Annotated in this window: 15 protein-coding genes and 1 pseudogene; 5 read left to right on the forward strand and 11 right to left on the reverse strand. The window is 68.1% G+C overall.

Translation table 11 applies throughout. The annotated features are described in order from the left end of the window. On the reverse strand, positions 1-7,129 hold a 7,129-nt coding region (locus VEC57_03365), incomplete at its 3' end, for a DUF4215 domain-containing protein (GenBank protein HYB98153.1). A 311-nt stretch (positions 7,130-7,440) separates the two neighbouring features. Next, complete coding sequence (locus VEC57_03370) at positions 7,441-8,235, reverse strand: SDR family oxidoreductase (GenBank protein HYB98154.1); 795 nt, start codon at positions 8,233-8,235, stop codon at positions 7,441-7,443. A gap of 136 nt (positions 8,236-8,371) precedes the next feature. Between VEC57_03370 and VEC57_03375 the strand changes: the two genes are divergently transcribed. Continuing rightward, a complete protein-coding gene (locus tag VEC57_03375) occupies positions 8,372-8,722 on the forward strand; it encodes a hypothetical protein (GenBank protein HYB98155.1) in 351 nt (116 codons plus the stop codon). Positions 8,723-8,728: 6 nt separating this feature from the next. Here VEC57_03375 and VEC57_03380 read toward each other — a convergent pair whose 3' ends face one another. After that, on the reverse strand, positions 8,729-9,001 hold the full coding sequence (locus tag VEC57_03380; protein HYB98156.1) for a hypothetical protein: 273 nt from the start codon (positions 8,999-9,001) through the stop codon (positions 8,729-8,731). 44 nt (positions 9,002-9,045) lie between these two features. Continuing rightward, positions 9,046-9,390 carry a tetratricopeptide repeat protein gene (locus VEC57_03385; GenBank protein HYB98157.1) on the reverse strand — a complete coding sequence of 115 codons (345 nt, stop codon included), beginning with the start codon at positions 9,388-9,390 and terminating at the stop codon, positions 9,046-9,048. Between the two features lie 64 nt (positions 9,391-9,454). Between VEC57_03385 and VEC57_03390 the strand changes: the two genes are divergently transcribed. The 4 genes from VEC57_03390 to VEC57_03405 all read left to right on the forward strand — a co-directional run bounded on the left by VEC57_03390 (position 9,455) and on the right by VEC57_03405 (position 15,791). Beyond that, positions 9,455-10,552, forward strand: a complete 1,098-nt coding sequence (locus VEC57_03390; protein ID HYB98158.1) for a hypothetical protein — start codon at positions 9,455-9,457, stop codon at positions 10,550-10,552. After that, the gene (locus VEC57_03395) at positions 10,549-11,931 is read left to right on the forward strand and encodes an acyl-CoA reductase (GenBank protein ID HYB98159.1); all 1,383 of its coding nucleotides are present in this window, start codon (positions 10,549-10,551) and stop codon (positions 11,929-11,931) included. Before VEC57_03390 ends, VEC57_03395 begins: the two co-directional genes overlap by 4 nt. A gap of 160 nt (positions 11,932-12,091) precedes the next feature. Continuing rightward, complete coding sequence (locus VEC57_03400; protein ID HYB98160.1) at positions 12,092-14,473, forward strand: hypothetical protein; 2,382 nt, start codon at positions 12,092-12,094, stop codon at positions 14,471-14,473. A gap of 31 nt (positions 14,474-14,504) precedes the next feature. Next, positions 14,505-15,791 (forward strand): aspartate aminotransferase family protein, encoded by a 1,287-nt coding sequence (locus VEC57_03405; GenBank protein HYB98161.1) that lies wholly within the window; start codon positions 14,505-14,507, stop codon positions 15,789-15,791. A gap of 107 nt (positions 15,792-15,898) precedes the next feature. On the opposite strand, the pseudogene prfB reads toward VEC57_03405, so the two are convergent. The 7 genes and pseudogenes from prfB to VEC57_03440 form a co-directional block, all read right to left on the reverse strand. Continuing rightward, positions 15,899-16,933, reverse strand: a pseudogene (prfB, locus tag VEC57_03410) (peptide chain release factor 2). A gap of 220 nt (positions 16,934-17,153) precedes the next feature. Then, positions 17,154-18,221, reverse strand: a complete 1,068-nt coding sequence (locus tag VEC57_03415; protein HYB98162.1) for a dockerin type I repeat-containing protein — start codon at positions 18,219-18,221, stop codon at positions 17,154-17,156. A gap of 212 nt (positions 18,222-18,433) precedes the next feature. Then, entirely contained in the window at positions 18,434-20,056 is a 1,623-nt protein-coding gene (gene lnt, locus VEC57_03420) for an apolipoprotein N-acyltransferase (GenBank protein HYB98163.1), read from the reverse strand. Then, a complete protein-coding gene (gene ybeY / locus VEC57_03425; protein ID HYB98164.1) occupies positions 20,053-20,508 on the reverse strand; it encodes an rRNA maturation RNase YbeY in 456 nt (151 codons plus the stop codon). Before ybeY ends, lnt begins: the two co-directional genes overlap by 4 nt. 24 nt (positions 20,509-20,532) lie before the next feature. After that, a complete protein-coding gene (locus VEC57_03430) occupies positions 20,533-21,429 on the reverse strand; it encodes a PhoH family protein (protein ID HYB98165.1) in 897 nt (298 codons plus the stop codon). A gap of 58 nt (positions 21,430-21,487) precedes the next feature. Further along, positions 21,488-24,133, reverse strand: coding sequence for an alanine--tRNA ligase (gene alaS, locus VEC57_03435; protein HYB98166.1), 2,646 nt, complete (start codon positions 24,131-24,133; stop codon positions 21,488-21,490). Positions 24,134-24,148: 15 nt separating this feature from the next. Continuing rightward, the gene (locus VEC57_03440; protein HYB98167.1) at positions 24,149-24,721 is read right to left on the reverse strand and encodes a regulatory protein RecX; all 573 of its coding nucleotides are present in this window, start codon (positions 24,719-24,721) and stop codon (positions 24,149-24,151) included. Between the last annotated feature and the right edge of the window lie 47 nt (positions 24,722-24,768).

A 24,768-nucleotide genomic window follows, 5' to 3' on the forward strand; every position in this document is an offset into this window, starting at 1 on the left:
CGACGGTGTTGCCGTCATCGCACTCGTCGACGCCGGCCTGGACGATGCCGTCGCCGCACTCGGCGATCGTGCACGCATTCGTGCAGGCGTCCGTGTTCACGGTGTTGCCGTCGTCGCACTCGTCGACCCCGGCCTGGACGATGCCGTCGCCGCACTCGGCGATGGTGCACGCGTTCGTGCACGCGTCCGTGTCGACGGTGTTGCCATCGTCGCACTCGTCCACGCCAGCCTGCACGAAGCCATCGCCGCACTCGGCGGTCTGACAGGTCGTCAGGCACGCGTCCGTATCGGACGTGTTGGCGTCATCGCACTCCTCCACGCCCGCACGCGTGAAGCCGTCGCCACACTCGGCGGACTGGCACGTGTTCAGACACGCGTCGGTGTTGGAGGTGTTGGCGTCGTCGCACTCCTCGACGCCGGCCTGCGTGAAGCCGTCGCCGCATTCGGCGGTCTGACAGGTCGTCAGGCAGGCGTCGATGTTGGACGTATTGCCGTCATCGCATTCCTCGACGCCGGCCTGCGTGATGCCGTCGCCGCACTCGGCGACACTGCAGGCGTTCGTGCACGCGTCGTTGTTGTTCGTGTTGCCGTCGTCGCACTCCTCGACGCCCTCCCGCACGAAGCCGTCGCCGCAGACCGCGATCGTGCAGTCGTTGGTGCACGCGTCGGTGTTGTCGGTGTTCTGGTCGTCGCACTCCTCGTCGAGCGGACCCTGCGTGACGCCGTCACCGCAGAACTCGACCTGGCACTCGGAGCTGCAGCCGTCGTTGTTGTTCGTGTTGCCGTCGTCGCAGGTCTCGCAGTTCAGCCCGTTGAACAGGATGTCCTGATCCGTGCCCGTGATCGAGGCTCCGACGAGTGGATCGTCGGAGTGCCACACCACCAGCCAGCGGCCGGCGTCGCTTGTCTCGATGTACGGGAACAGGTCCTGCGGCGTGCCGCCCTGCTCGCCGACGTTGACGGTGGCCGGATCGGTCCAGGTGGCGCCGGCATCGTCGCTGGCCGCAGCCACGATGTCCTTGGAGCCGCCCGGCGAGGTGAACGCCTCGGTCTGCCAGGCGGCGCGGAACGTGCCCGCGCCGTCCGCGGCGATCTCGACCGCGCCGTTGCTGCCCACGTCGGTGTCGGCGTCGTTGTTGAGCGGCGCCGCCGGCGTCCAGGTAGCGCCGGCGTCGGTGGACACCGAGTAGAGGATGTCGTTGTCGGAGCCGATGGTGCCGCCGAGCGTGTTCTGCGAGCGCCATGCGACGATCCAGTCGCCGAGTCCGTTGGTTGCAAGCGACGGCTCGTCGTCGAGCTCGGGTGTGCCCGGCGTGGCATCCGTCACGCGCACCTGCGGCGACCAGGCAAAGGTCGGCGCGGTGGCCGTGGCCGCGAAGATCTCGAAGTCGGTGCCCTTGGTTCCGCCGAGGTTGTCGTTGGAGTGCCAGCTGGCGACCCAGACGCCGCTGCCGTCGGTGGCCAGGCTGACCGAGCCTTCCTCGCTCGGGTTGCCGGCCACGACCGGATCGAGCGCGTTGCTGTTGAGCGGCGCCGCCGTCGACCACAGGCCGCCGTCGTTCGAGCTGACGGAGAACGCGATGTCCCGATCGCCGCCGAACTGCGTGGTCGCCCAGCCGACCACGAAGTGCGTCTCGTCGGCCTCGATGTCGGGGAAGCGATCGAACGTCGAGCCGCCGCCGTTGCTGTTGAGCACGGCCGGTGCCGACCAAGTCGCGCCGTCATCCGTAGACACCGCGTAGAAGATGTCGCTCGTCGTCGTGACGCCGCCGATGGTACGGTCCCAAACGGCGATCCAGGTGCCGTCCCCGTCGGTGGCGATGTCCGGACGCTCGTCGCTCGAGTTGCTCGCGTCGCCGGCCGCATTGGTGTTGAGGGCGGCCGGAGTCGACCACGTGAACCCATCGTCCGTCGACACCGAATAGAGGATGTCGAAGTCGGTACCGAAGGCGCCGCTGGCCTGCCAGACGGTGATCCAGGTCCCGCGGCCGTCGTCGACGGTGCGGGGGCGCGCATCGAGGGCCGAATCGGCCGTCATGCTGGCGTTCAGCGGAGCGACCGTTCCGAAGTCCTCGCAGACCTGGACGATCTCGTCGCCGCAGATCGGCAGCGTGCAGGCGTTGGTGCACTCGTCGTCGTCGATGTCGTTGCCGTCGTCGCACTCGTCGACGCCCGCCTGAACGATGCCGTCGCCGCACTCCGCGATCGTGCACGCGTTCGTGCACGCGTCCGTGTTCACCGTGTTGCCGTCGTCGCACTCGTCGACGCCCGCCTGGACGATGCCGTCGCCGCACTCGGCGATCGTGCACGCGTTGGTGCAGGCATCGGTATCGACCGTGTTGCCGTCGTCGCACTCGTCGACGCCGGTCTGGACGATGCCGTCGCCGCACTCGGCGATCGTGCACGCGTTCGTGCAAGCGTCGTTGTCGTTCGTGTTGCCGTCGTCGCACTCGTCGACGCCCGCCTGGACGATGCCGTCGCCGCACTCCGCGATGGTGCACGCATTCGTGCACGCGTCCGTGTTCACCGTGTTGCCGTCGTCGCACTCGTCGACGCCGGCCTGGACGATGCCGTCGCCGCACTCGGCGATCGTGCACGCATTCGTGCAGGCATCGGTATCGACCGTGTTGCCGTCGTCGCATTCGTCGACACCCGCCTGGACGATGCCGTCGCCGCACTCGGCGATCGTGCATGCGTTGGTGCAGGCGTCCGTGTTCACCGTATTGCCGTCATCGCACTCGTCGACGCCGGCCTGGACGATGCCGTCGCCGCACTCGGCGATCGTGCACGCGTTGGTGCAGGCATCGGTATTGACCGTGTTGCCGTCGTCGCACTCGTCCACCCCGGCCTGAACGATGCCGTCACCGCACTCGGCGATCGTGCACGCGTTCGTGCAGGCATCGGTATTGACCGTGTTGCCGTCGTCGCATTCATCCACCCCGGCTTGGACGATGCCGTCGCCGCACTCGGCGATGGTGCACGCATTGGTGCACTCGTCCGTGTTCACCGTGTTGCCGTCGTCGCACTCATCGACGCCGGTCTGGACCACGCCGTCGCCGCACTCGGCGATGTCGCACGTGTTCAGACACGCGTCGTTGTTGTTTGTGTTGCCGTCGTCGCATTCGTCCACGCCCGCCTGCACGAAACCGTCGCCGCACTCGGCGGTCTGGCAGGTGTTCAGGCAGGCGTCGGTGTTGGACGTGTTGGCGTCGTCGCACTCCTCGACGCCCAGCTGCGTGAAGCCGTCACCGCACTCGGCGGTCTGACAGGTGGTCAGGCAGGCATCGGTGTTGGAGGTGTTGCCGTCGTCGCACTCTTCGACGCCGGCCTGCGTGATGCCGTCGCCGCACTCGGCGATGGTGCACGCGTTGGTGCAGGCATCGTTGTCGTTCGTGTTGCCGTCGTCGCATTCCTCGACGCCGTCGCGAACGAAGCCGTCGCCGCACTCGGCGACTTCGCAGTCGTTGGTGCACGCGTCGGTGTTGTCGGTGTTCTGGTCGTCGCACCCCTCGTCGCCGTTGGTCGTGCCGTCGCCGCAGAACTCGATCTGGCAATTCTCGTCGCAGCCGTCGCCGGCGGCCGTGCCGCCATCGTCGCAGGTCTCGCAGGTGATGCCGTTGAAGAGGATGTCCTGGTCGGTGCCGTTGACCGAGGAGCCCACGAGCGGATCGTTCGAATGCCAGGTCACCACGGTGCGGCCCGCGTCGCTGGCGTCGATGTGCGGGAACGCGTCCTGCGCCGTGCCGCCCTGCTCGCCCGCATTGACGACCGCGGGCTCGGTCCAGACCAGGCTGTCGTCGGTGGTTGCCGCGCCGACGATGTCCTTGGCACCGCCCGGAGCCGTGAAGGCCTCGGTCTGCCACACGGCGCGGAAGACGCCGTTGCCGTCGCCGGCCACTTCGACCGAGCCATTGCTGCCGGCGTCGGTGTCGGCGTCGCCGTTGAGGGCGGCCGGCGCCGCCCAGGACGAGCCGTCGGCGGAGGTCGAGAAGAGGATGTCGTTGTCGCTGCCGATGGTGCCGCCGAGGGTGTTCGCCGACCGCCAGGCGATCAGGAACAGGTCGTCGGTCGCCGCGATCGACGGCTCGTCGTCGAGCTCGGGAGTGCCCGGCGTCGCATCGCTCACGCGCACCATCGGGCTCCATGCAGAGGGAGAGCCGGCCGAGGCCGACGCGAAGATCTCGAAGTCGGTGCCCTTGGTGCCGCCCAGGTTGTCGTTCGAATGCCACGTCGCCACCCAGAGGCCGGCGGCGTTGACGGCGATCGAGACCGAGCCTTCCTCGCCCTTGTTCGGCGCAACCACCGGCTCGCCCGCATTGCTGTTGAGCGCTGCCGGCGCCGACCAGGTCTGGCCGTCGTCCGCGGAGAACGAGTACGCGATGTCGCGATCCCCGCCGAACTGCGAGGTGGTCCAGCCTACCGCGAAGAACTCGTCGTTGGCCTCGACGTCGGGGAAGCGGTCGAAGGTCGCGCCGCCGGTGCTGTTGAGCAGCGAGGGAGCGGACCAGGACGCGCCGTTGTCGGTCGAGCGCGAGAAGTAGATCTCGGAGGTCGCGTCGCCATTGGTGCGACGGTCGAAGACCACGACCCAATTGCCGTCCTCGTCGGTGGCGATGTCGGCGCGCTCGTCGTTGGTGGTCACAGGATCGGCGGCGCCGCCGATGGGATCGAGGAGTCCCGCCGGAGACCAGGTCTGGCCGTTGTCGGTGGAGACCGAGAAGAGGATGTCGAAATCGCTGCCGGCAAAGCCCATCGCCTGCCAGACCGTAATCCAGACGCCATGCTGATCGTTGGCGGTCTTCGGGCGCGCGTCCACGCCGCTATCGGTCGTCGCGTTGCTGTTGAGGACGCCGACGGCGCCGAATTCCTCGCAGACCTGGACGAAACCGTCGCCGCACTCGGCCGCCTCGCAGGCGTTGGTGCACTCATCGGTGTTGACCGAGTTGCCGTCGTCGCATTCCTCGACGCCGAACCACGGGAAGCCGTCGCCGCATTCGGCGTCGTTGCACGCGTTGGTGCAGGCGTCGTTGTTGCTGGTGTTGGCGTCGTCGCACTCCTCCACCCCGGCCTGCTCGAAGCCGTCGCCGCATTCCGCGGTCTGGCACGTGTTCAGGCACGCGTCGGTGTTGGAGGTGTTGGCGTCGTCGCACTCCTCGATGCCGGCCTGCGTGAACCCGTCGCCGCATTCGGCGGTCTGGCAGGTGTTCAGGCAGGCGTCCGTGTTCGACGTGTTGGCGTCATCGCACTCCTCGACGCCGGCCTGGGTGAAGCCGTCGCCGCACTCGGCGCTCTGGCAGGTGTTCAGGCAGGCATCGGTGTTGGAGCTGTTGGCGTCGTCGCACTCCTCGCCCGGCTGGGTGAAGCCGTCACCGCACTCGGCGATGGTGCAGGCGTTGGTGCAGAGGTCGTTGTTGCTCGTGTTGCCGTCGTCGCACTCTTCGACGCCCGCGCGCACGATCCCGTCGCCGCACACCGCGTTGTCGCAGGCGTTGGTGCAGGCGTCGTTGTCGTTGGTGTTGCCGTCGTCGCACTCTTCGCCGAACTGGACCTTGCCGTTGCCGCAGATTTCGTTGTCGCAGTCGGCATCGCAGCCGTCGCCGTTGGTGGTGTTGCCATCGTCGCACTGCTCGTCGGTGTCGTTGACGACCTGGTCGCCGCAGAACTCGTCGATGCAGAAGGCGTTGCAGCCGTCGCCCGACATCGTGTTGCCGTCGTCGCACTGCTCGATGCCGTCGATGCCGCCGTCGCCGCAGCTCGAGATGACCGTGATGGTGCAGGTGACGTTGTTGGTGCAGGCGTCCGCAACGGAGCCGGCGGGGGCGGCCACGCCGTCGTCCGGGTGCAGCGTGAGGTTGTAGACGCCGACGTCGGTCAGATCCGGGTCCCAGTCGATGTCGCTGCGCGAGGGGTTGCCGGGCGTGTTCATGAACACCAGGCCCTTGGCCTGCGCACCGCCGTCGGCGATCAGCGTAACGGTCGTGGTCTGCCCGTCCTCGGGGCTGATGTAGTCGAGCGCCAGGTCCACGTCCTGGTCGGGGAAGGAGACGTCCACGGTCACCGAGCAGGTGTTGCCGGCGTTGGGATTGGGCGAGAACAGCGGAATGGGAAGGATGTTGTTGTTGGGGCCGGACTCGGCGCAGAAGCAGGTCCAGAAGCCGTCGAGGAAGTCGACGCCATCGGTGGTGCCGAAGGGGCCGTCGTAGGCGTTGCCGTCCTCGTCGAACTCGCCGATCTGGAACGAATTGAGCGTGTCGCCCTTGTTGCCGCCGACGTTGGCCGGCGCGCCGCCGAAGCCGTTCACGCCGCCGGAGGCGTCGCCGGCGGTCCAGTCCATGTTGTTGAAGATGAAGCAGATGGTGTTGCCGAGGCCCATGGTCGTGTTGGTGCCGTCGGAGATCGCCACCTGGAAGGTGTTGAGCTTGTTGCCGTTCTCGTCGAAGTAGCCGACGTTGTCCCAGGTCGTGACCAGCGCGTTGGGCAGGTGCTTCTGCCAGACGCGGCCGACGTCGCAGGTCTCGTCACCGGTATCGACGTCCGCCCACCACGGAGCGACCATCGTGACCTTGCCGCGGTCGACGCCGGCGAGATCGGGAATCGGGAAGCCCGTGGGCGTGCCGGGGCTGAAGTCCTCGTCGAACGACAGGTTGCCGTTGTTGTTGATCCACGCCGTGACGAAGTCCTTGTTATAGAAGGGGAAATTGAAGTTCAGCGGCACCTGGGCCGAGTCGTCGTCGTTGTTCTGGCCGGCGTCGTGCGCGAAGCCGTCGCCGACTCCGGGGCCGTCGCCGAAGAAATCGACGAGCGCAAAGCCGCCGTCCAGCGGGAAGAGAAGGTTGGTGGGGTCTCCGCTGTCGGGCGCCACCGGACATTGCGGATCCAGCGTCGTGGTGCTCGCGAGCAGCGTCGAGCTCACCGCCACCGGAAACGACGTCGTCGAGGACAGTCCTCTCGTCGTCGCGTTCTTGCTCTCGCCTGCCGGCGCCTGGGTCGGCCATCCGCCGACCAGCTCGCCCTTGTAAGGAATCGGGCGGCCGATCAGATCCCGCTTGTCGATATCGTCCTGCGCTTTGGCAACGCCGGCCAGGACGGAGAGGAACGAAGCGAGCGCAACTACAGACCTGAAATTCATGAAGACCCCCAAGGTCTTGTTTCCGGAAGCGGCCTCCGGACCCGACCAACAAAGCGCGCGGAACCCCCCGCGAGCCAAAACGAGACAGAAGCTCGAATATCGACCGCAGGAGTCGATCCTGTCAAGCAATGGCACGGCCGCGTGTCGGACGCGTCAGGGCTTGAAAAGAGCTGCCTGCAAATCGCCCCTGGTATAAATCGGTACTGGCCGGGCTAATCAAGGCTCACGGCCGGTAACGGCAAAATATTTATGGACTTTTCCTGGACCGGCGCGTGCAGCAATGCACCTTTGGCCGCCGTGCCGGCGCCTGTTCAGGAGGCGACGGTGTCCTCGCCGCCGTCGACGCCGATGACGGCGCCCGATATCCATTGAGCGCCCGGCTCGGCCAGCAGCGCGACCACGGACGCGACGTCCTGCGGCCGGGTCAGGCGGCCCCCGGGATTCAGCCGCCGCGCCGTCTCCATCATCTTCTCGTGGCCGCCGATGCGGCGAAGGGCCGGCGTATCGGTGACCCCTGCCCGAAGCGCGTTGACCGTGATGCGGCGCGGGCCGAGCTCGAGCGCGAGCTGGCGAACGTACGCTTCCAGAGCCGCCTTGGCGGCCGAGACCATCCCGTAGGCTGCCGTGGCGCGCGCGGCTCCGGCCGAGGTCATGGCCAGGATGCGGCTGCCCTCGCCGAGCAGCCCCGCCCACACCAGATCCTGCGTCCAGTAGACCAGCGAGTTGGCCATGACCTCCAAGGTCATGGCGATCTGCGCCGGCCGGGCCGATTCCTTCGGCGACTCACCGACCAGCGGCGATAGCGACCCGAACGCCAGCGAATGGAAGAGAAGGCGAAGATGGCCTGGCCCGCAGCGTTCCTTCAGGGCCGCCACGACCTCGGAGCGGCGCTCGGGATCGGCCGCATTGACGTTGAAGAACAGGGTATCGACTCCGGCCTGCTCGCAGGCCTGGCGAGTCTCCACCGCCGCCGCAACCGTCGAGCGCCGGTCCAGATGCACGCCGCAGACATGATAGCCCTTGGCAGCCATCGTTCTGCACACTGCCGATCCGAAACCGCTCGACGCACCCAGCACGACGATCCAATCTCGCGCCGCATCGGTCATTTTCCCGACGGTAGGTTCGCGGGGACGAAGCCGCAAGCGCAGCCGCTGCGTGGACCTGCGATTGCACGTTTGCTATACCGGCGCCCACTCGCGGTAGCGGTCCCGCCCGCGCCCCTCGACATAGAAGGAGGATTGCATGGCTGAGGAAGAGAAGACTCCGCAACAGGAGCTCAAGGAAAAGACCTGGCAGGCCGCCAACAACATCGTCGTCGCGGCAGCGCTCCTCGGAGGCGGCTACTTCATCGGCTACTGGCAGTACGGTGACGCTCCCGCCCTTCGCGACAAGGTCAAGCAGCAGCAGGACCGCATCGTCGACCTGGAGAACGAGCGCGAGACGGTAAGTACGCGCCTGGCGAAGGAAACGCGCGACAAGGAAGTGTGCGACAAGGAGCTCAAGAGCGCGCGCGACGCTTCCAAGGCCGCCGGTGCCGCGGCCGCCGCGCCCGCTGCGCCGGCCGCCACTCCGCCGCCGGTCGCCATCGAGTAGGCGCGCCTACAGGTAGGGAACGAAGTTCCGCAACGCCTTGAGCAGCGCCTCGACGTTGGGATCGGCGTCGCTCACCTCCAGCATCGCTTCGTAGTACGCCCGGACCCGGGTCGTGTCCTGGCTTTCGATGGGCAGCGAGAGGTGGCCTTCCACCTCTCGCAGCATCGGCTGAATCTCCAGCTTCGATTCGATCGGCATGTCCTCGGACACGGCCACGACCAGCTTGAGCCGCCCGAGGATCTTGGCGGCCATCTCACCATCGGACAGTTTCTGAACCATCGCCTGCCTCGCTTGCCGACGAGCCGCCGCGTCAGCTGCCCCCGTCAGCTGCCCTGGATCTGGCGCTTCCAGTCCAGCACCTTGGCCTTGGCCGCCGCCTCTTCGGCTTCGGGGATGCGACCGGCCCGTTGATAGAACACGGACAGGTTGGTGTAGGCGAGCACGTCCTCGGGATCGAGGTCGATGATGCGCCTGGCGCACTCGATCGCCTGCTCGAACTCGCTGCGCGCCATGTGGACCATCGCCTTGCCCAGAATCGCGTCCTTGTAGGTCGGGTCCAGGGCAATGGCGCGCTCGAAGCGGTCGAGCGCCTCGTCGTGCCGCCCCTCGCCGTGCAGATCGGAGCCTTCGAAAAACAGCTCCTCGACTTCCTCGTCATGCTCGCCCATTCGGCCGCCCAGGCTACTCGCCCTGGGTTTCGGTGCAATGAAGGGCGTTGTTACAGTCCGCGCCGTGATCGAGCGCGTCCGCGACTTCATCGAGGGCTGCATCGGCGGCCAGGACCGGCCAGGGCGGTTCGAGGAGCTGGCGCTCGAGGTGTTCGCGCACCAGTTCGAGCGCGTTCCGCTGTACCGGCGCGTCTGCGAGGGCCGGCGCCTGCGGCCGGGGAAGGTCTCGCACTGGATGGAAGTGCCGGCCATTCCGGCCGATGCCTTCAAGGACGAGCTGGCGCCGGAGGACGACGCCGTACGGATCTTCCTGAGCAGCGGGACCACGCAGGGCGCCGAGCGCCGCAGCCGTCACGCCGTCGGCGCCGCCAGTCTGGAGCTCTACCGTCGCTCGTCCATGGCTCACTTCTCGGCGATGGTGATGCCGGACCGGCCGGGCGAAATGGACGTGCTCATCCTCGGTCCGACCGTCCTCACACATCCGCAGTCCTCGCTCGGCCACATGTTCGAATGGGCGGCGGGGGAGCATGGGGGTGCGGAGGCGCCGATGATGGCGCTGCGTGGCGACGGTCATCTCGACGTCGAAGGGGCCGTGCAGTGGCTCGAGCGTGCGGCCGCCGGCACACGCCCGGTGCTGATCCTCGCGCTGACGTCGGCCATCACGGCCGTGTTCGAAGCGCTGCGCGCGCGGCGCCTCGAGCTGCGTCTTCCGGCCGACAGTCGCCTGGTGGACACCGGCGGGCGCAAGGGCGGCCGCGCGCTGTCGCGCAACGGCATCCTCAAGGCGGCGTGGCGCTTTCTGCACATTCCGGCCTACCTCTGCACGAGCGAGTACGGCATGACGGAGCTGCTTTCGCAGCTCTATGACGATGCGCTGCGCAGCCGCTGGTCGGGACTGCTGACGCCGCGAGCGAAAATGGCGCCTGCGTGGTGCCGGGCCCAGGTCGTGGATCCGGCAACGCTGCTGCCGGTGGCGCCCGGCGAGCGGGGGCTGCTTCGGTACTTCGACCTCGCCAACGTCGAGAGCGTCTCGGCCATCCAGACGCTGGACGTCGGATTCGAGGTCGGCAACGGGATCGAGGTGGCGGGCCGTGCGAGCGCGGCCGAGAGTCGTGGCTGCAGCGCGCTGGTATCGGTGCTACAGGCGGGATCGACGACGTGAAGAGCACTCCCCACATCTCCTTGCCGCAGCCGTCGCCGACGACGATCGGCGGCATCTCGCGCAGCGGCCCCGTAAGCGTTCCCGTCTCCACCGCCGCCGCCATGGAACAGGCCATTCGCGAGGCCAGCCGCGCCAGGGCGCACGTCATCGAGACGATGACGACCGCCGAAATCATCGAGATCCTCGCCGCAGCGGCCAACGCGTGGCGCCAGCCGCACTACGGGCCGCGCGCGCGGCTGCTGTCGCTGCTGGCGCGCGACCTGCGCATGCCGCTGGCACTGCTGGACAAGGGCCTGGAGGCGATCTTCGGTGCCGTCAGCGAGCGCGAGCTGCGCCGCATGGTGGAGAACGAGAGCGAGAACCCGCTCGCGCTGGATGAGCCGGTCGAGTGCGGCCGCGTGGCGCGGCTGCTCGGTCCGCGCATCGTCTTTCACTCGCTGGCGGGAAATGTCCCCGGGCTCTCGATTCCGCCCATCGTCTCGGCGCTGCTGGCGCGATCGATCTGCATCGTGCGCGACAGCGACCGCCAGCCGCACCTGACCGCCGCGTTCCTGTCGACGCTGGCCGACTTCTCGCGCGACCTGGCAGCCATGGTCATCCCTGCGTCCTGGCGCGCCGGCGACATGGGGATGGAGAAGCTCATCTTCGAGCAGGCCCAGCGCGTGGAGCTGACCGGCTCCGACAGCACCATCGCCTCGATGGTCTCGCGCCATCCGCGCCGGCCCATCGTCACGCGCGGCTCGCGCGTCAGCGTCGGCGTGGTGCCGCGCCAGTCGGACACGGACCAGTGGAAGGACGGCTTCGCCACCGACATCGTCATGTACGAAGGCATGGGCTGCCTGACGCCGCACGTGATCTTCGTCGAGGGAGACGAGAAGCGCGGCAAGCGCCTGGCGCGCCTGCTCGGCATCGCGCTGTCGCGCTACGAGGCGCTGTACCCGCGCATCCCGCGCGAGATGGCGCTGGAAGCGCGCCGACGCAGCTTCCTCGACGCCGCCGAGATGATGGCCGCGCGCGACCGTGACGACATCCTGCAGAGAGGCCGCGGCGACGCCTTCGTCGTACACTACCATCGCGATGCACCGGTCGTGATCGGGCCGGGACTGCGCTGCATCGTCGTCGCCACGGTCGAGGACCGCGCCGATCTCTACGATCGCCTGCGCCGCAGCCATGCCCCGCTGGCCGCCGTGGGGCTGGGCCTGGAAACGGATCACCCCGCCTACCCCGACCTCGCTCACAGCCTGGAGAGCCTCGGCGCCACGCTGATCTGTGCGCCCGGCCAGATGCAGGCACCGCCCATCGCCTGGGCGCAGGACGGACACCGCCGCCTGGCGGACCTGCTCGAATGGCGCACCGTCGAAGACGGCCTCGGGTCTTGAATCTGCCGTTTTTCGGCTGACTGCGGACACACCAGCGGCGTCTCGCCGGTCGCGCGATGTGCTGGCGGTCGTACCAGGGTTGACGCGACTCCCGAAGAGACCGCGGTTACAGTTCAAAACGTCCCTTCCTACGACCCGCGCCAACCCATAAGGTCCGGCCGTGTCGGTTCACCGTCTCGGCGCTGCCGTACTGCTGGCTCTTCTGGCTCACGACCCGTCGCCCGCCGCCGCCGCACCCGTCTTTGCCGACTCGGCCGACGACGTCTGCTCGCCGACGGCAGATCCGTGCGTCGTCAGCGAGCCGGTCGACGTCGTCATCAACAGCACGCTCGACTTCGGCCTGCGCGACGTCGTGCTCGAATCGCAGGGACGCTTCGAAACCGAGGGACCAGGGCGCATCACCGTCCGTTGCGGCAGTCTGACCGCCAACGTCGCGGGGAACGCGTTCGTGCTCAGGCCATCGCCGGGCAAGCTGGCGTATTCGCCCGATCTGGTTCTGGAGGCGCGCAAGCAGTGCAACGCCGGCAGCCGACCGTGTCTGGACACGGACGATTGCCAGCTCGGCGCCTGCTCCGCGCGCCGCTGCACACAGAAATCCACGCTGCTTTGCCAGGCCGACACCGACTGCGAGCTCGGTACCTGCATTGCGCCAGGCCAGCCGAACGCGCGCCGGTGCAGCGGCAGGACCTCCGTCCGATGCGACACCAATGCCGACTGCGGCGGCGGCTCATGCCCCGAGCAGCTGACTTGTCAGGGTTCTGCGGCTGCGCCGGTCGCCTGCGCAACGAATGCCGACTGCCACTTCGGCTCGTGCGCGAACGGCTCGGGAACCATCGACATCGCCGGCGGCATTCACGGATGGGGCACCGATGGCACCAATTTGTTGTTCGATGCCGCCGGCGACATTCGGCTGCGCGGAGCGGTGCAGATCGCCGTCGACCCTGCGACGGGCAATGGCGGTCTCGTCAGGCTGACGGCTCCGCTCGGCAGCGTATCCATTCTCGCTCCGCTGCATGCCGAAGGATACTACGGTGGCCTGCTGAACGTGAAGGCGGGGATCGATGCCGAGCTTTCGGGGCCGATCGTGCTCAACGGCGATGACGAAGGCGGCTCCGTCGAGATCGCGAGCGGCCGCGACATCGTCGTCGGCGACGACATCATCGCCAACGGAGCCATCAATGGAGCCAGTGGCGGCTTGATGACGCTGGCAGCAGGGCGGGACGTGCGCGTGACCGGAGGCGGCGACAGCAATCGCACGTTGATTTCGGTCGACGGCGCCGATCCCGACGATGGTTCCTCCGACGGCGAGGCCGGCGAGGTCGAGATCGTGGCTGGGCACGAGATCGCGCTCGAGACGTTCGGTCGCATCACCGGCCACGGCGGCCAGCCTGGCGGCGGAGGCGGATACGTGACGCTGGAAGCGACCGACAGCATCGTCGTTGCCGGCTCGATCATCGTCAGCTCCAACGGCATGCTCGGCTATCCGGGCAAGATCTTCCTGGAAAGCGAGGGCGACATCACGGTCACGCAGACCGGCGTTCTCAATTCCTCCAGCACGCTGCACGCGCCTGCCGGCGAGATCGGTGTAACGGCCGCCGGCACCGCCTCCATCGACGGCTCCCTCCTCAACGGCGGCGCCCAAGGCGTCGACATCAATGTTTCCGCGTGTAGCGTCATCGTGGGTCCAGACGGCAGGCTGCTGCACAAGGCGGAGCAGGGCGACAACAACATACGCGCCGGGACGTCTCTGGTCGTCCACGCCGGGGGATCCATCAAGAGCGGGCACGGGAGCAACACGCTGAGAATGGGGCCGCATGCGAGCCCGCCGACCATCGAGGGCCTGGTGAACCCCGCGTTCGTCGAAGGCGTCTTTGCCGCACCCGTCTGCCCACTGCTGTGCGGCGACGCATCCGAGCCCTGCGACGACGGCGTCGACTGCACCTTCGAAAGCTGCGACGGCGACGTCTGTGTCAGCACGCCCGACGATCAGGTGTGCGACGACGGTGTGTTCTGCAACGGTGAGGAGCACTGCAGCCTGCAGGGGTGTCAGAGCGGCCAGCTGCCCGATTGCTCGCATAGGAACACCGACTGCCAGACCGGCGCCTGCAGCCAGGAGCAGGACCATTGCATCGCTGTGGCCGTAGACGACCTCACGCCCTGCGACGACGGCGACGCATGCACGCTGTCCGACCACTGCCTCGGCGGCACCTGCGCCGGCTCACCGGACGATGACTGCTTCGGCTGCGGAAACGCCGTGGTCGACGAGGGCGAAGACTGCGATGACGGCGACGACGCCTTCGCAAGCGGTGACGCCTGCGCGGCCGACTGCCACGCCGTGCCGTGCGGCTTTCCCTTCGGTGCAGGCCAGACATCGCCGACGGCCGCAGCGGCCCTGTACGTCCTCAAGGCCGCGCTCGGCCTGGTGCCTTGCGCGCTGAGCGTGTGCGACACCAACGGCAGCGGCAGCCTCAGCGCTGCCGATGCGCTCGTGCTGCTGTGGTATGTGGTGGGTCGCGACGTGGCGCTGCAGTGCCCGGTGTGAACTTGCGCTCCTGCACCGATACACCGTGTCCGTGACCGGACGCCGAACTCCCCTGACCGCCGGCGAGCAGTTCGCCGCCTTCCTTCGCCACGTCGCCCAGACCTCGGATTCGCCGCTCGGGCTGGTCATCGAGCGCGCCGATGGCTGCACGTTGCACGCTGCCGGCGGTCGCGAGTTCCTCGACCTGCTGGCGGGCATCGGCGTGGCCGCACTCGGCCACGGCAATCGGCGCGTACTCGACGCCATCGCCGAGCAGGCGGCGAAACATCTCCACATCATGGTCTACGGCGAGATGGTGCAGGAGACACAGGCCGCGCTGGCAAGACGCCTGGCGGGCCTGCTGCCGCGCTCGCTCGACAGCGTCTACTTCACCAGCTCGGGCACGGAGGCCATCGAAGGCGCGCTCAAGCTCGCGCGCAAGGCCACCGGGCGCACGCGACTGCTGTCCTTTCATGGCGGCTTTCATGGCGACACGTTCGGCTCGCTGACGATGGGCGGCAACGCGCTCTACAAGACTCCGTTCGAGCCGCTGCTCGGCGACTGCGCGCAGATCGACTTCAACGACGTGCAGGCTTTGCAATGGATCGACGAGCGCATCGCCGCCGTGCTGGTCGAGCCCGTGCAGGCCGAGGCCGGCGTGGTGCTGCCGGCGCCGGGTTACCTGGCGGCGATGCGCGCGCGCTGCAGCGAAGTCGGCGCGATGCTGATCTTCGACGAGGTCATCACCGGCATGGGGCGCACGGGACGCATGTTCGCGTTCGAGCACGACGGCACGGCCGCGGTACCCGACATCCTCGTGCTGGCCAAGGCTCTGGGCGGCGGCATGCCGCTCGGCGCCTTCATTTCGTCGCGACAGCGCATGTCGTCGCTGGCGCACGATCCGCCGCTGTCGCACGTCACGACTTTCGGCGGCCATCCGGTCAGCTGTGCCGCGGCGCTGGCTGCGCTCGAGGTGATGATCGAGGAAGACCTGCCCGCGCGCGCCGGCCGCCTGGGCACCTGGTTCGGCGAGCGGCTGCGCGCGCGGCTGCGACCGCCGCATGTCGTGGAGGTGCGGCAGGCGGGCCTGCTTCTGGGAATCGAGATGGCGAGCGCCGACATCGCCGCCGAGTTCACGCGGCAGTGCCGCAGCGAAGGACTGCTGCTGGGCTGGACGCTGCATGATGACCGCGTCGTGCGGCTGGCGCCGCCGCTGGTGATCAGCGAGGCCGAGCTCGACGATGCCTCCCTGCGGATGGAGCGGGCGCTGGCGCGCGTAGCCGCCGAAGAAGGCGCCGCCGACCGCGTAACCAATGGTTCGGGCGACAAGGCCCGCTAGTGGAGCGGGCGCGGCCTGCGCGACCCACCGCGCACGTCGCGGCGAAAGCCCAGGCTGGCATCGCGATCAGGCCTCGGACAGCACGGCGGCGTGCACCCACCGCGCCGCTACGCCGACGGCGCCGGCGGTGCCGAGTGCTGCAGCAGATACTCGGTGATGAACTGGTCGATGTCCCCGTCGAGCACGGCGTCGGTGTTGCCGACCTCCACGCCGGTGCGAAGGTCCTTGACCAGGCGATAGGGCGCAAGAACGTACGAGCGGATCTGGCTGCCGAAGGCGACGTCGACCTTCTGCGTGCCGAGCTCGGCCAGCCTCTGCTCCTGCTTTTGCCGCTCCATCTCGTAGAGGCGCGCGCGCAGGATCTTCATCGCCAGCGCCTTGTTCTTGTGCTGGCTGCGCTCGTTCTGGCAACTGACGACGATGCCGGTGGGGATGTGCGTCAGGCGCACCGCCGAGTCGGTCTTGTTGACGTGCTGGCCACCGGCGCCGCCTGCGCGGAACGTGTCGATGCGCAGGTCCTCGTCCTTGATGTCGACCTCGATCGTATCGTCCAGCTCCGGCCACACCATCACCGAGGCGAAGGAGGTGTGCCGGCGCCCGGCATTGTCGAACGGAGAGATTCGCACGAGACGGTGGATGCCCGCCTCGGCGCGCATGTAGCCGTAGGCGTACTCGCCTTCGATCTGAATGGTGGCGGACTTGATGCCGGCGCCTTCGCCGGGCTGCTCGTCGAGCAGCTTGGGCGTGAAGCCGCGCCGCTCGGCCCAGCGAAGGTACATCCGCAGCAGCATCTCGGCCCAGTCCTGCGACTCGGTGCCGCCGGCGCCCGGGCGGATCTCGACGATGGCGTTGGTGATGTCGTACTCCCCGGCGAGCATCTGCTGCAGCTCGATCTCGCCGATCTGCTTCTCGCAGACCGGAAGCTGGCGCTCGAGCTCGGTCAGGGCATCGGCGTCGCCCTCATCGGCCATCTCCAGGTACAGGCCGACGTCACTGACGGAGGTTTCGAGTTTACGGAAATGCTCGATTTTCGAGCTCAGCGTCGAACGCTCGCGCAGGATGGCGCCGGCCTCGTCGCGATTGTTCCACAACGACGGATCCTGACTGCGCTGGTCGAGCTCTTGAAAACGCTTGTCGAGGGCGGCGACGTCAAAGCCGCCGCGCGAGCAGGGCCAGTCGTCCCTGCAGGGCGGTTACACGCTCCCGGATCTCGGGCTCCACACGGGCCATCGAGGGAACATGCCGAAAAACGGGCACGGGCACAATGCGGGCCGCCCGCCTTGCGCGTCGCGCGATGCGGGGTACCCACCCTGGTTCACGTCGCGCACCAGAATGCGGCGACGTATTTCTCTTGCAGTTGCGTCATGACGGGCAATTGAGCGAGCCTTCGTCGAGCAGGCCGACGGCGATGCGCAGCATGAAGAGCGCGTCGCTGGCCTGAACCGTGCCGTTGCCGTTGACGTCGCAGACGCTGAGTGCGCACGAAAGAGCTCCGACGGCCGCGCGCAGCACGAACAGTGCATCGGTGGCCGTGAAGTCCCCGTCGTCGTTCGGATCGCCGCAGTCGGCGCCGGCAAGCGTCGTCGTGGTGACGGGCGAATCGTCGCAGTCGACGCTGATGACGCTCGCCGTCGGCGCCGGGTCGATGTCGTTGCCGGACTTGTCCTTGGCGAAAAAGAGCTCGACGGTGAAATCCGCAGCGGTGGGAAGATCGTTCTCCGGCGCCGCGAAGTTGCAGGCGCCCAGCTCGATGAAGTCCTTGTTTCCGGCGCTCCCTCCGGATCCGGCTTTGCTGCGCGAACCGCGAGCCACCGTGGCAGCAGCAGTCACTTCGGCCTTCGCTTTCTTCGTCTTCCCCGGCTTCTCGGCCGCGCCCGCGGCCGAAGCTTCGCCCGCCGCAGCCTTGCCGCCGCCGGCCGCCGCCGTGGCTGCCGCCTCCTGCGCCGGCCCGAGGACCGTTGTGCTGGTGGTCGTGCTGGTGGACGTCGACGTGCTCGTGGACGTCGAGGTGGACGTGGAGCTGCTCGAGGTCGAACCGAAGATGCGGTCGTCGAAGAATGCGGAGACGAAGCGCTGCAGGTCCTCGAGGACGTCGAAGAAGGACGTGAACCCGAAGTTGCCGGATGGGGTGCACTGCACGTTCTGCTCGGTGCCGACGAAGCGGCCATTCGCCTTCTCGTAGTGCAGCCCTACGTCCACGCTGCTGATTCGTCGCTGGCGCTGGACGCCGAAGAGCACGGTGCAGATCTTCTCGCCCGGCGGCAGCATCGTGCTGGTGACGGCGCCGCCCGCGCCGCCGCCCTCATGGCCGGCCGTGCGCGCGCGGTCGACCGTGGTGATGTGACGCTGCTCGGTCGAGGAAGACGGAGACTCGTTGGGAACTGCGACGATCGACAGGACGACGGTGGAAACGAATGCGGCGATTCGCATGCGGAGGCCCCCTCCTACGATGATGGCCGAAAGCTAACGAGTGGCACGGCGGCAGACAAGGCTCGCTCGCTTGCGGCAAACCGCAATCCGACTGCTGTTTCGGGAAAACGTCGGGCGCGGCCGGCGTTCGGCCGGCGAAGGTGCCGACCGCATAGACCAGGCGGACTTCTCCCACGGGATGCAGGGCAAGCCCGGGGTGTCGCCAGCTCCCGTCAGGCGCGGACGCGGGCGCCGGCGCGGACTCGCATCGCTGCCAGCAAGGCCAGCACCGCCATGCAGGCGTAGAGAAACACGTCTCCGTACTCGCGGTAGAATGACCAGCTCCTGCGCATGAGCACCGTCTCCACCGCCACGTCGGGCTCGAACAGCGGCGTGACCGGCCCGACGTGGCCCTGCGCCGTGATGAACGCCGATATGCCCGTATTGGTCGACCGCACCATCGGCATGCGATTCTCCACCGAACGCAGAGCCGCCATCGCAAGGTGCTGATCGGGAGCGGCGGTGTCGCCGTACCACGCGTCGTTGCTGATGTTGACGAGGAAATCGATGCCTTCGACGGCAAACCGCCGAGTCAGAGCCGGGAAGATGCCCTCGTAGCAGATGAGCGTGCCGAACCGTGCCGGTCGAAGCGATGCATTCTCGGCGCCGTCCACCGACGGCAGGGCCGTGATCGGCGCCGACTCGAAGACGGTATGCTCGGTGCCGCGACCGAACTCGCCGACGGCCTGCACCGCGATGTCCACCCAGCCGAACAGCCCGTGGAGCGGAATGTACTCGCCGAAAGGCACGAGCTGGATCTTGTCGTACGGCCCCTGGACCGAGCCGTCCGCGCGCACCAGCCAGGCCTGGTTGTACGGCGTGGGCTGATCATCGTCGCCGAGTGCCAGTCCTGGCGCGCCGACGAGCATGTCCACACCGCGCCGTCTGGTGAACTCGGCCAGACGCGAGGTGCGTTCGTCGAGGCTGAAGTAGAACGGCAATGCCGCTTCGGGCCAGACGAGCAAGCGCGCGCCCTGGTCGGCCGCCTGCTCGGACAGATCGAGGTAGCGCTGCAGGATCTGGTCCTGGTACTGCACATCCCACTTCTGACTCTGCGCCACATTGCCCTGGACGACGCCCACGCGCAGCGCGCCCTCGTACGGCTGCGCGTCGAGCATGCGGATGCGCAGCGACCCGTATGCGAACAGCAGTGACGGCACGCTGACGGCAACCAGGATCAGCGCCCATGCCGGCGCCGCCGCAGTGAAAGTCGCCAGCAGCTGTCGGGACCGGCGTCGCTGCACGCGCACCCACAGCTCGGCCAGCGCCACGTTCGTCAGAACGATTCCCGCGGAGATCCCGTAGACGCTGGTCCACTCGGCGATCTGGACGATCGGCAGGTAGTCGATCTGCGAGTATCCGAGCGAGTTCCACGGGAAGCCCGCGATGAAGAACGTGCGCATCCACTCGACGACGACCCACACCACCGGCGCCGCCAGCAGGCGGCTGATGCGGGCCGCCGCCAGCCACTCCAGCCCCGCCGCGAAGAACGTGAAGGAGTAGGCCGCAACGGCGGCAAGCAGGAACCAGATGACGGTGGCGAGCGCCGGAGTGATGGTCGTGAAATTGCTGATGGTGTCGGGGATCCAGTAGAGCGTGGCAAGGTAGAAGACGAAGCCGGCGACCCAGCCGAAGCCCGCGGCAGCGCGCACCGACTGCCGGCGCAGCCCGATCAGCAGCGGCACCAGTGCGAACCACGCGACCCAGCCGAGCCACACGCGCGGAAAGGCGAGCGTCAGCAGCGCGCCGCTGGCGGCGGCGAGCGCGATCTTCTGCAGTCGCAGCGACGGCCTCATCCGGTTGCGCAGCCGATGCCGCGATCGTGCAGGGCAAACGCGAGGCGCCGCTCCTCGGCCTGCATCACGCGCGCATCCTCGTCGACCTCGTGATCGAAGCCGAGAAGATGGAGGAGGCCGTGAAGGATGAGGCGCGCCAGCTCCTCTTCGTCGGTCCAGCCGCCGTCGCGGGCCTGCACGCGCAGCTTCTGCGCGGAGACGACGACGTCGCCGAGAAGGCCGCTGGCAAGCGGGAGCCCTTCTCCTTCGAGCTGCGAAAAGGACAGGACGTCGGTGGCTTTGTCTTTGCCGCGCCACTGCGCGTTGAGCTCGCGGATGCGCTCGTCATCGACCAGCACCACCGTGAGCTCGCAATCCGCGCGCTCGAGCAGCTCGAGCAGCGCGGCCGCCACGCGCTCGGCGGCGGCGGCCAGCGATGCGTCCCCGGTCTCGTCGATGATGTCGGCGGGCATGATGCGCGGCGAGCCGGCGACCGCTCAGCGGCGGGGCGCGCGCGCCGGCTTGGAATCCTCGTAGGCGGTGATGATGCGCTTGACCAGCGGGTGGCGCACGACGTCGCGGTCGTCGAACTCGATGAACGAGATCTCTTCGATGGAGCCGAGCACCTGCCAGGCATCGCGCAGGCCCGAGCCCTGCCCGACCGGCAGATCGATCTGCGTGACGTCGCCCGTGACCACCGCCTTGGATTCGAAGCCCAGGCGCGTCAGAAACATCTTCATCTGCTCGCGCGTCGTGTTCTGCGCCTCGTCCAGGATGACGAACGCGCTGTTGAGCGTGCGGCCGCGCATGAACGCCAGCGGCGCCACCTCGATGGTGCCGCGATCGAGCATCGTCTGCGCCTTCTCCAGGCTGACCATGTCGTGCAGCGCATCGTAGAGAGGACGCAGGTACGGGTTGACCTTCTCGGCAAGATCGCCCGGAAGGAACCCCAGCTTCTCTCCGGCTTCCACCGCCGGGCGCGTCAGGATGATGCGCGAGAACTTGCCGCGGAACAGGTCGGCCACCGCCATCGCCATGGCCAGGTACGTCTTGCCCGTGCCGGCAGGGCCGATGGCGAACGTCAGGTCGTGCTTGCGGATGGCCTCGACGTAGCGCCGCTGGTTGACCGTCTTGGGAACGATCTCCTTGCCGCGCGCGGAGACGAAGACCGCGTCCCTGTAGACCTCCTCGAGCGTCGCCGTGCGCGACGCGCCCAGGATCTCGATGGCGCGCTGCACGTCGGAGAGCCCGATCGGATGCCCGCGCGAGAGCATGTCGTAGAGCTCGCGCAGCACGCGCGCGGCCAGCTCGACCTCGTGCTCGTAGCCTTCGATGCGAACACCGCGCTCGGTCATCGCGATGCCGACCTTGAGCGCGCTCTCGATGGCGCGCACGTTCTCGTCGTGGCTGCCGAACAGCTCGTGGAGACGGCGCGGGTCGCCGAACTCGAGGCTAGACGAGGATTTCGTTGGCTTTCTCCAGCAGCGCCGGGATGCCGCCCGGGTTCTTGCCGCCCGCCTGGGCGAAATCGGGCTTGCCGCCGCCGCGGCCGTCCACCAGCGGCGCCAGCTGCTTGATGATTTCGCCGGCGTTGTAGCGCCTCGTCTGATCGGGCGAGACGGCAACGAGCAGCGAGACGCTACCGTCGGTGGCGCCGGTCAGCACCACGACGCTGGCGCCGAGGCGCTCACGCAGGCGGTCGGAGATCGTGCGCAGCCCCTTGCCGTCGATGTCGTCGACGCGTGCGACGACCGCCGAAGCGTAGCCGTCGGCGATCTTGCGCGCCGAGCCGGCAAGCTCGGCGACGACGTCGCGCGAGGTTCCCTGCGCCGCACGCGCCAGCTTCTTCTCGAGCTCGCGCTGCTCGGCCAGCAGCTTCTCAATGCGGCCGATCGCGTCCTCTTCGCGAATGCGCAGCGTGCGCGCGATCTCCTTGAGGATCTCGTCGCGGCGCTGCACCAGCGCGAACGCCTCGCCGCCGGTGGTCGCCTCGACGCGCCGCACGCCCGCGGCCACGCCGGTCTCCGCGGTGACGCGCAGCAACCCGATGTCGCCGGTGCGCGAGACGTGCGTGCCGCCGCACAGCTCCACCGAATAGTCGCCCATTTTCACCACGCGCACGCTGTCGCCGTACTTCTCGCCGAAGAAGGCCAGCGCGCCGGCCTTGAGGGCGTCCTCGTACGGCATCTCGGTCTCGTAGACTTCGAGATTGCTGCGGATGGCCTGGTTGGCCTCCGTCTCGATGTCGGCGAGCTTTTCGTCGGAGACCGGGCCCGAGTGGTTGAAGTCGAAACGGAAGCGCGAGGCTTCCACGAGCGAGCCCTGCTGATGGACGTTGTGCCCCAGATGATGGCGCAGCGCCGCGTGCAGCAGGTGCGTGGCCGAGTGGTTCAGGCGCACGGCCTGGCGGCGCTCGGCATCGATGGTGAGCTGGACTTCGTCGCCGACGGCCACGCGGCCGCGCTCAACGCGGATCAGGTGCACGGTCACGTCGGGCGCCGGCTTTTGCGTATCGAGCACGCGCGCGACCGAGCCGTCGCGAGTCTCGATGGTTCCGGTGTCGCCGATCTGGCCGCCCGACTCGCCGTAGAACGGCGTGAGCGTCGTGGTCAGCTCGCCCTCCTCGCCCTGGGCGAGCGAGCCTACCAGCTGTCCGCCACGCGCAAGGCCGGTCACCTGCGATTCGGTCGTGGTGGCGAAGGGGCCGGCAAACCGGACGCCGCCGCGCTCGCGCGCGGCCGCCACCAGCAGCGTGTAGTCCTTGGGCCCGCCCCTGGCGGCATGCGCGCCGCGGGCACGCTCGCGCTGCTGCTCGAGCGCGGCCTCGAAGCCTTCGCGGTCCACGGCCACGCCGCGCGAGCGCAGGATGTCCTCGGTCATGTCGAGCGGGAAACCGTAGGTGTCGTAGAGACGGAATGCCACGTCGCCGGGAAGCTTCGTCGATGCGCCGAGCCGCCCGACCTCGCTCTCCAGATGCACGAGGCCGCGGTCGAGCGTGTCGGCGAAGCGCTCTTCCTCCTCGCGCACGGTGTCGAGGATCTTCTTGCGGTTCTCGAACAGCTCGCGGTACGCATCGCCCATCGTTTCGACGACGGCGTCGCAGATCTTGTAGAGGAAGGCGTCGGGCAGCCCGAGGTTCTTGCCGTGGCGGGCGGCGCGGCGCAGGAGGCGGCGCAGGACGTAGCCGCGGCCTTCGTTGGAGGGCTCGATGCCGTCGACGATCATGAAGGAGACCGCGCGGCTGTGGTCGGCCAGGACGCGGAACGAGATGTCCTTGTCCGGATCGACGTCGTAGACCCTGCCCGACAGCTCCTCGGCGCGCGTGATCAAAGCGCGCAGCAGCGACCCATCGTAGTTGCCGGCAACGCCTTCCAGCACGGCCGCCACGCGCTCCAGGCCCATGCCGGTGTCTACGTGCTTGGCCGGCAGCTCATGCAGCGCGCCCGATTCATCGCGCGAATACTGGATGAAGACGAGGTTCCAGAGCTCCAGGAAACGCGCGCAGCCTTCGTTGACGTCGCACTTGTGGCCCACCACGTGCTGCATGTCGCACGCGGCGGCGCCGCGATCGATGTGGATCTCCGAGCAGGGGCCGCAGGGGCCCGTATCGCCCATCTCCCAGAAGTTGTCCTTCTCGTCGAAACGGCGCACGCGGTCGTGACCGATGTCGGTGACCGTCTTCCACAGCTCCTCGGCCTCGTCGTCGGTGCGGTAGACGGTGGCGTAGAGCTTGTCCTTGGGCAGCTTCCAGACCTCGGTCAGCAGCTCCCAGGCCCAGAGGATCGCGTCGCGCTTGTAGTAGTCGCCGAAGGACCAGTTGCCGAGCATCTCGAAGAGCGTGTGGTGGTAGGTGTCGCGGCCGACGTCTTCGAGGTCGTTATGCTTGCCCGAGATGCGAAGGCACTTCTGCGAATCGGCCACGCGCGGCGAGGGCGCCTTGGCATTGCCGAGGAAGACATCCTTGAACTGCACCATCCCCGCGTTCGTGAACATGAGCGTGGGGTCGCCGAGCGGCACGATGGGCGCGCTCGGCACGATCAGATGGTTCTTGGACTCGAAGAATTCGAGAAAGCTTTTGCGGACTTCTGCGCCCTTCACAGCCGCTGGGCCATACTAGGAAACGTCCAGCAAGTCACGTACGAGCCCGGACGGGTAGCCGCGCGCAACCATGGTGCGGAAAATGCGCGCGCGTTCTTCTTGCGAGAGCTCGTCGACGCTCGCCGGCAGGCCCTCGTGCGTGGCGTGACGCCGGAGCAACCCCGCAAGAAGGGTCTCGGCGCTCCGTCGCTCCTCGTGCTCGGCCACCGTCTCGGCAACCACATCGGCCGCGATTTTCGGCGCAATCCCGCGAGCGGCAAGCTCGGCGATGATGCGGTGCCGCCCGTTGCCGCCGCGCTCGAAGCGGTTGCGGGTGTAGCGGCGGGCCCACGCATCGTCGTCGATCATGCCCAGCTCGCGCAGGCGGGCAATGGCCGCATCCGTCTCGGCGCTGCCCCACATGCCGTCGAGCTTCTCGCGCAGCGCCGCCTCCGGATAGGAGCGGCGTGCGAGGAAGATGAGCCCAGCCTCCACGGCGTTCGTCGCCTGCGAGGGCGACATCGGCCGGGGCCGTGAGCGCGGCCCGCGAAGCTTCTGCTTGCGTCCATCGCCGCCGGCCATCGTGGGGTCGTGCTTCTGCTTGCGCATGTTGCACTCGGCCGCGGGCGCGTCGAAAGAGCAGCGCTCCTTCGACG

Source organism: Candidatus Limnocylindrales bacterium, from assembly GCA_035626395.1.
Lineage (GTDB): Bacteria > Desulfobacterota > Binatia > UBA1149 > CAITLU01 > DASPNH01.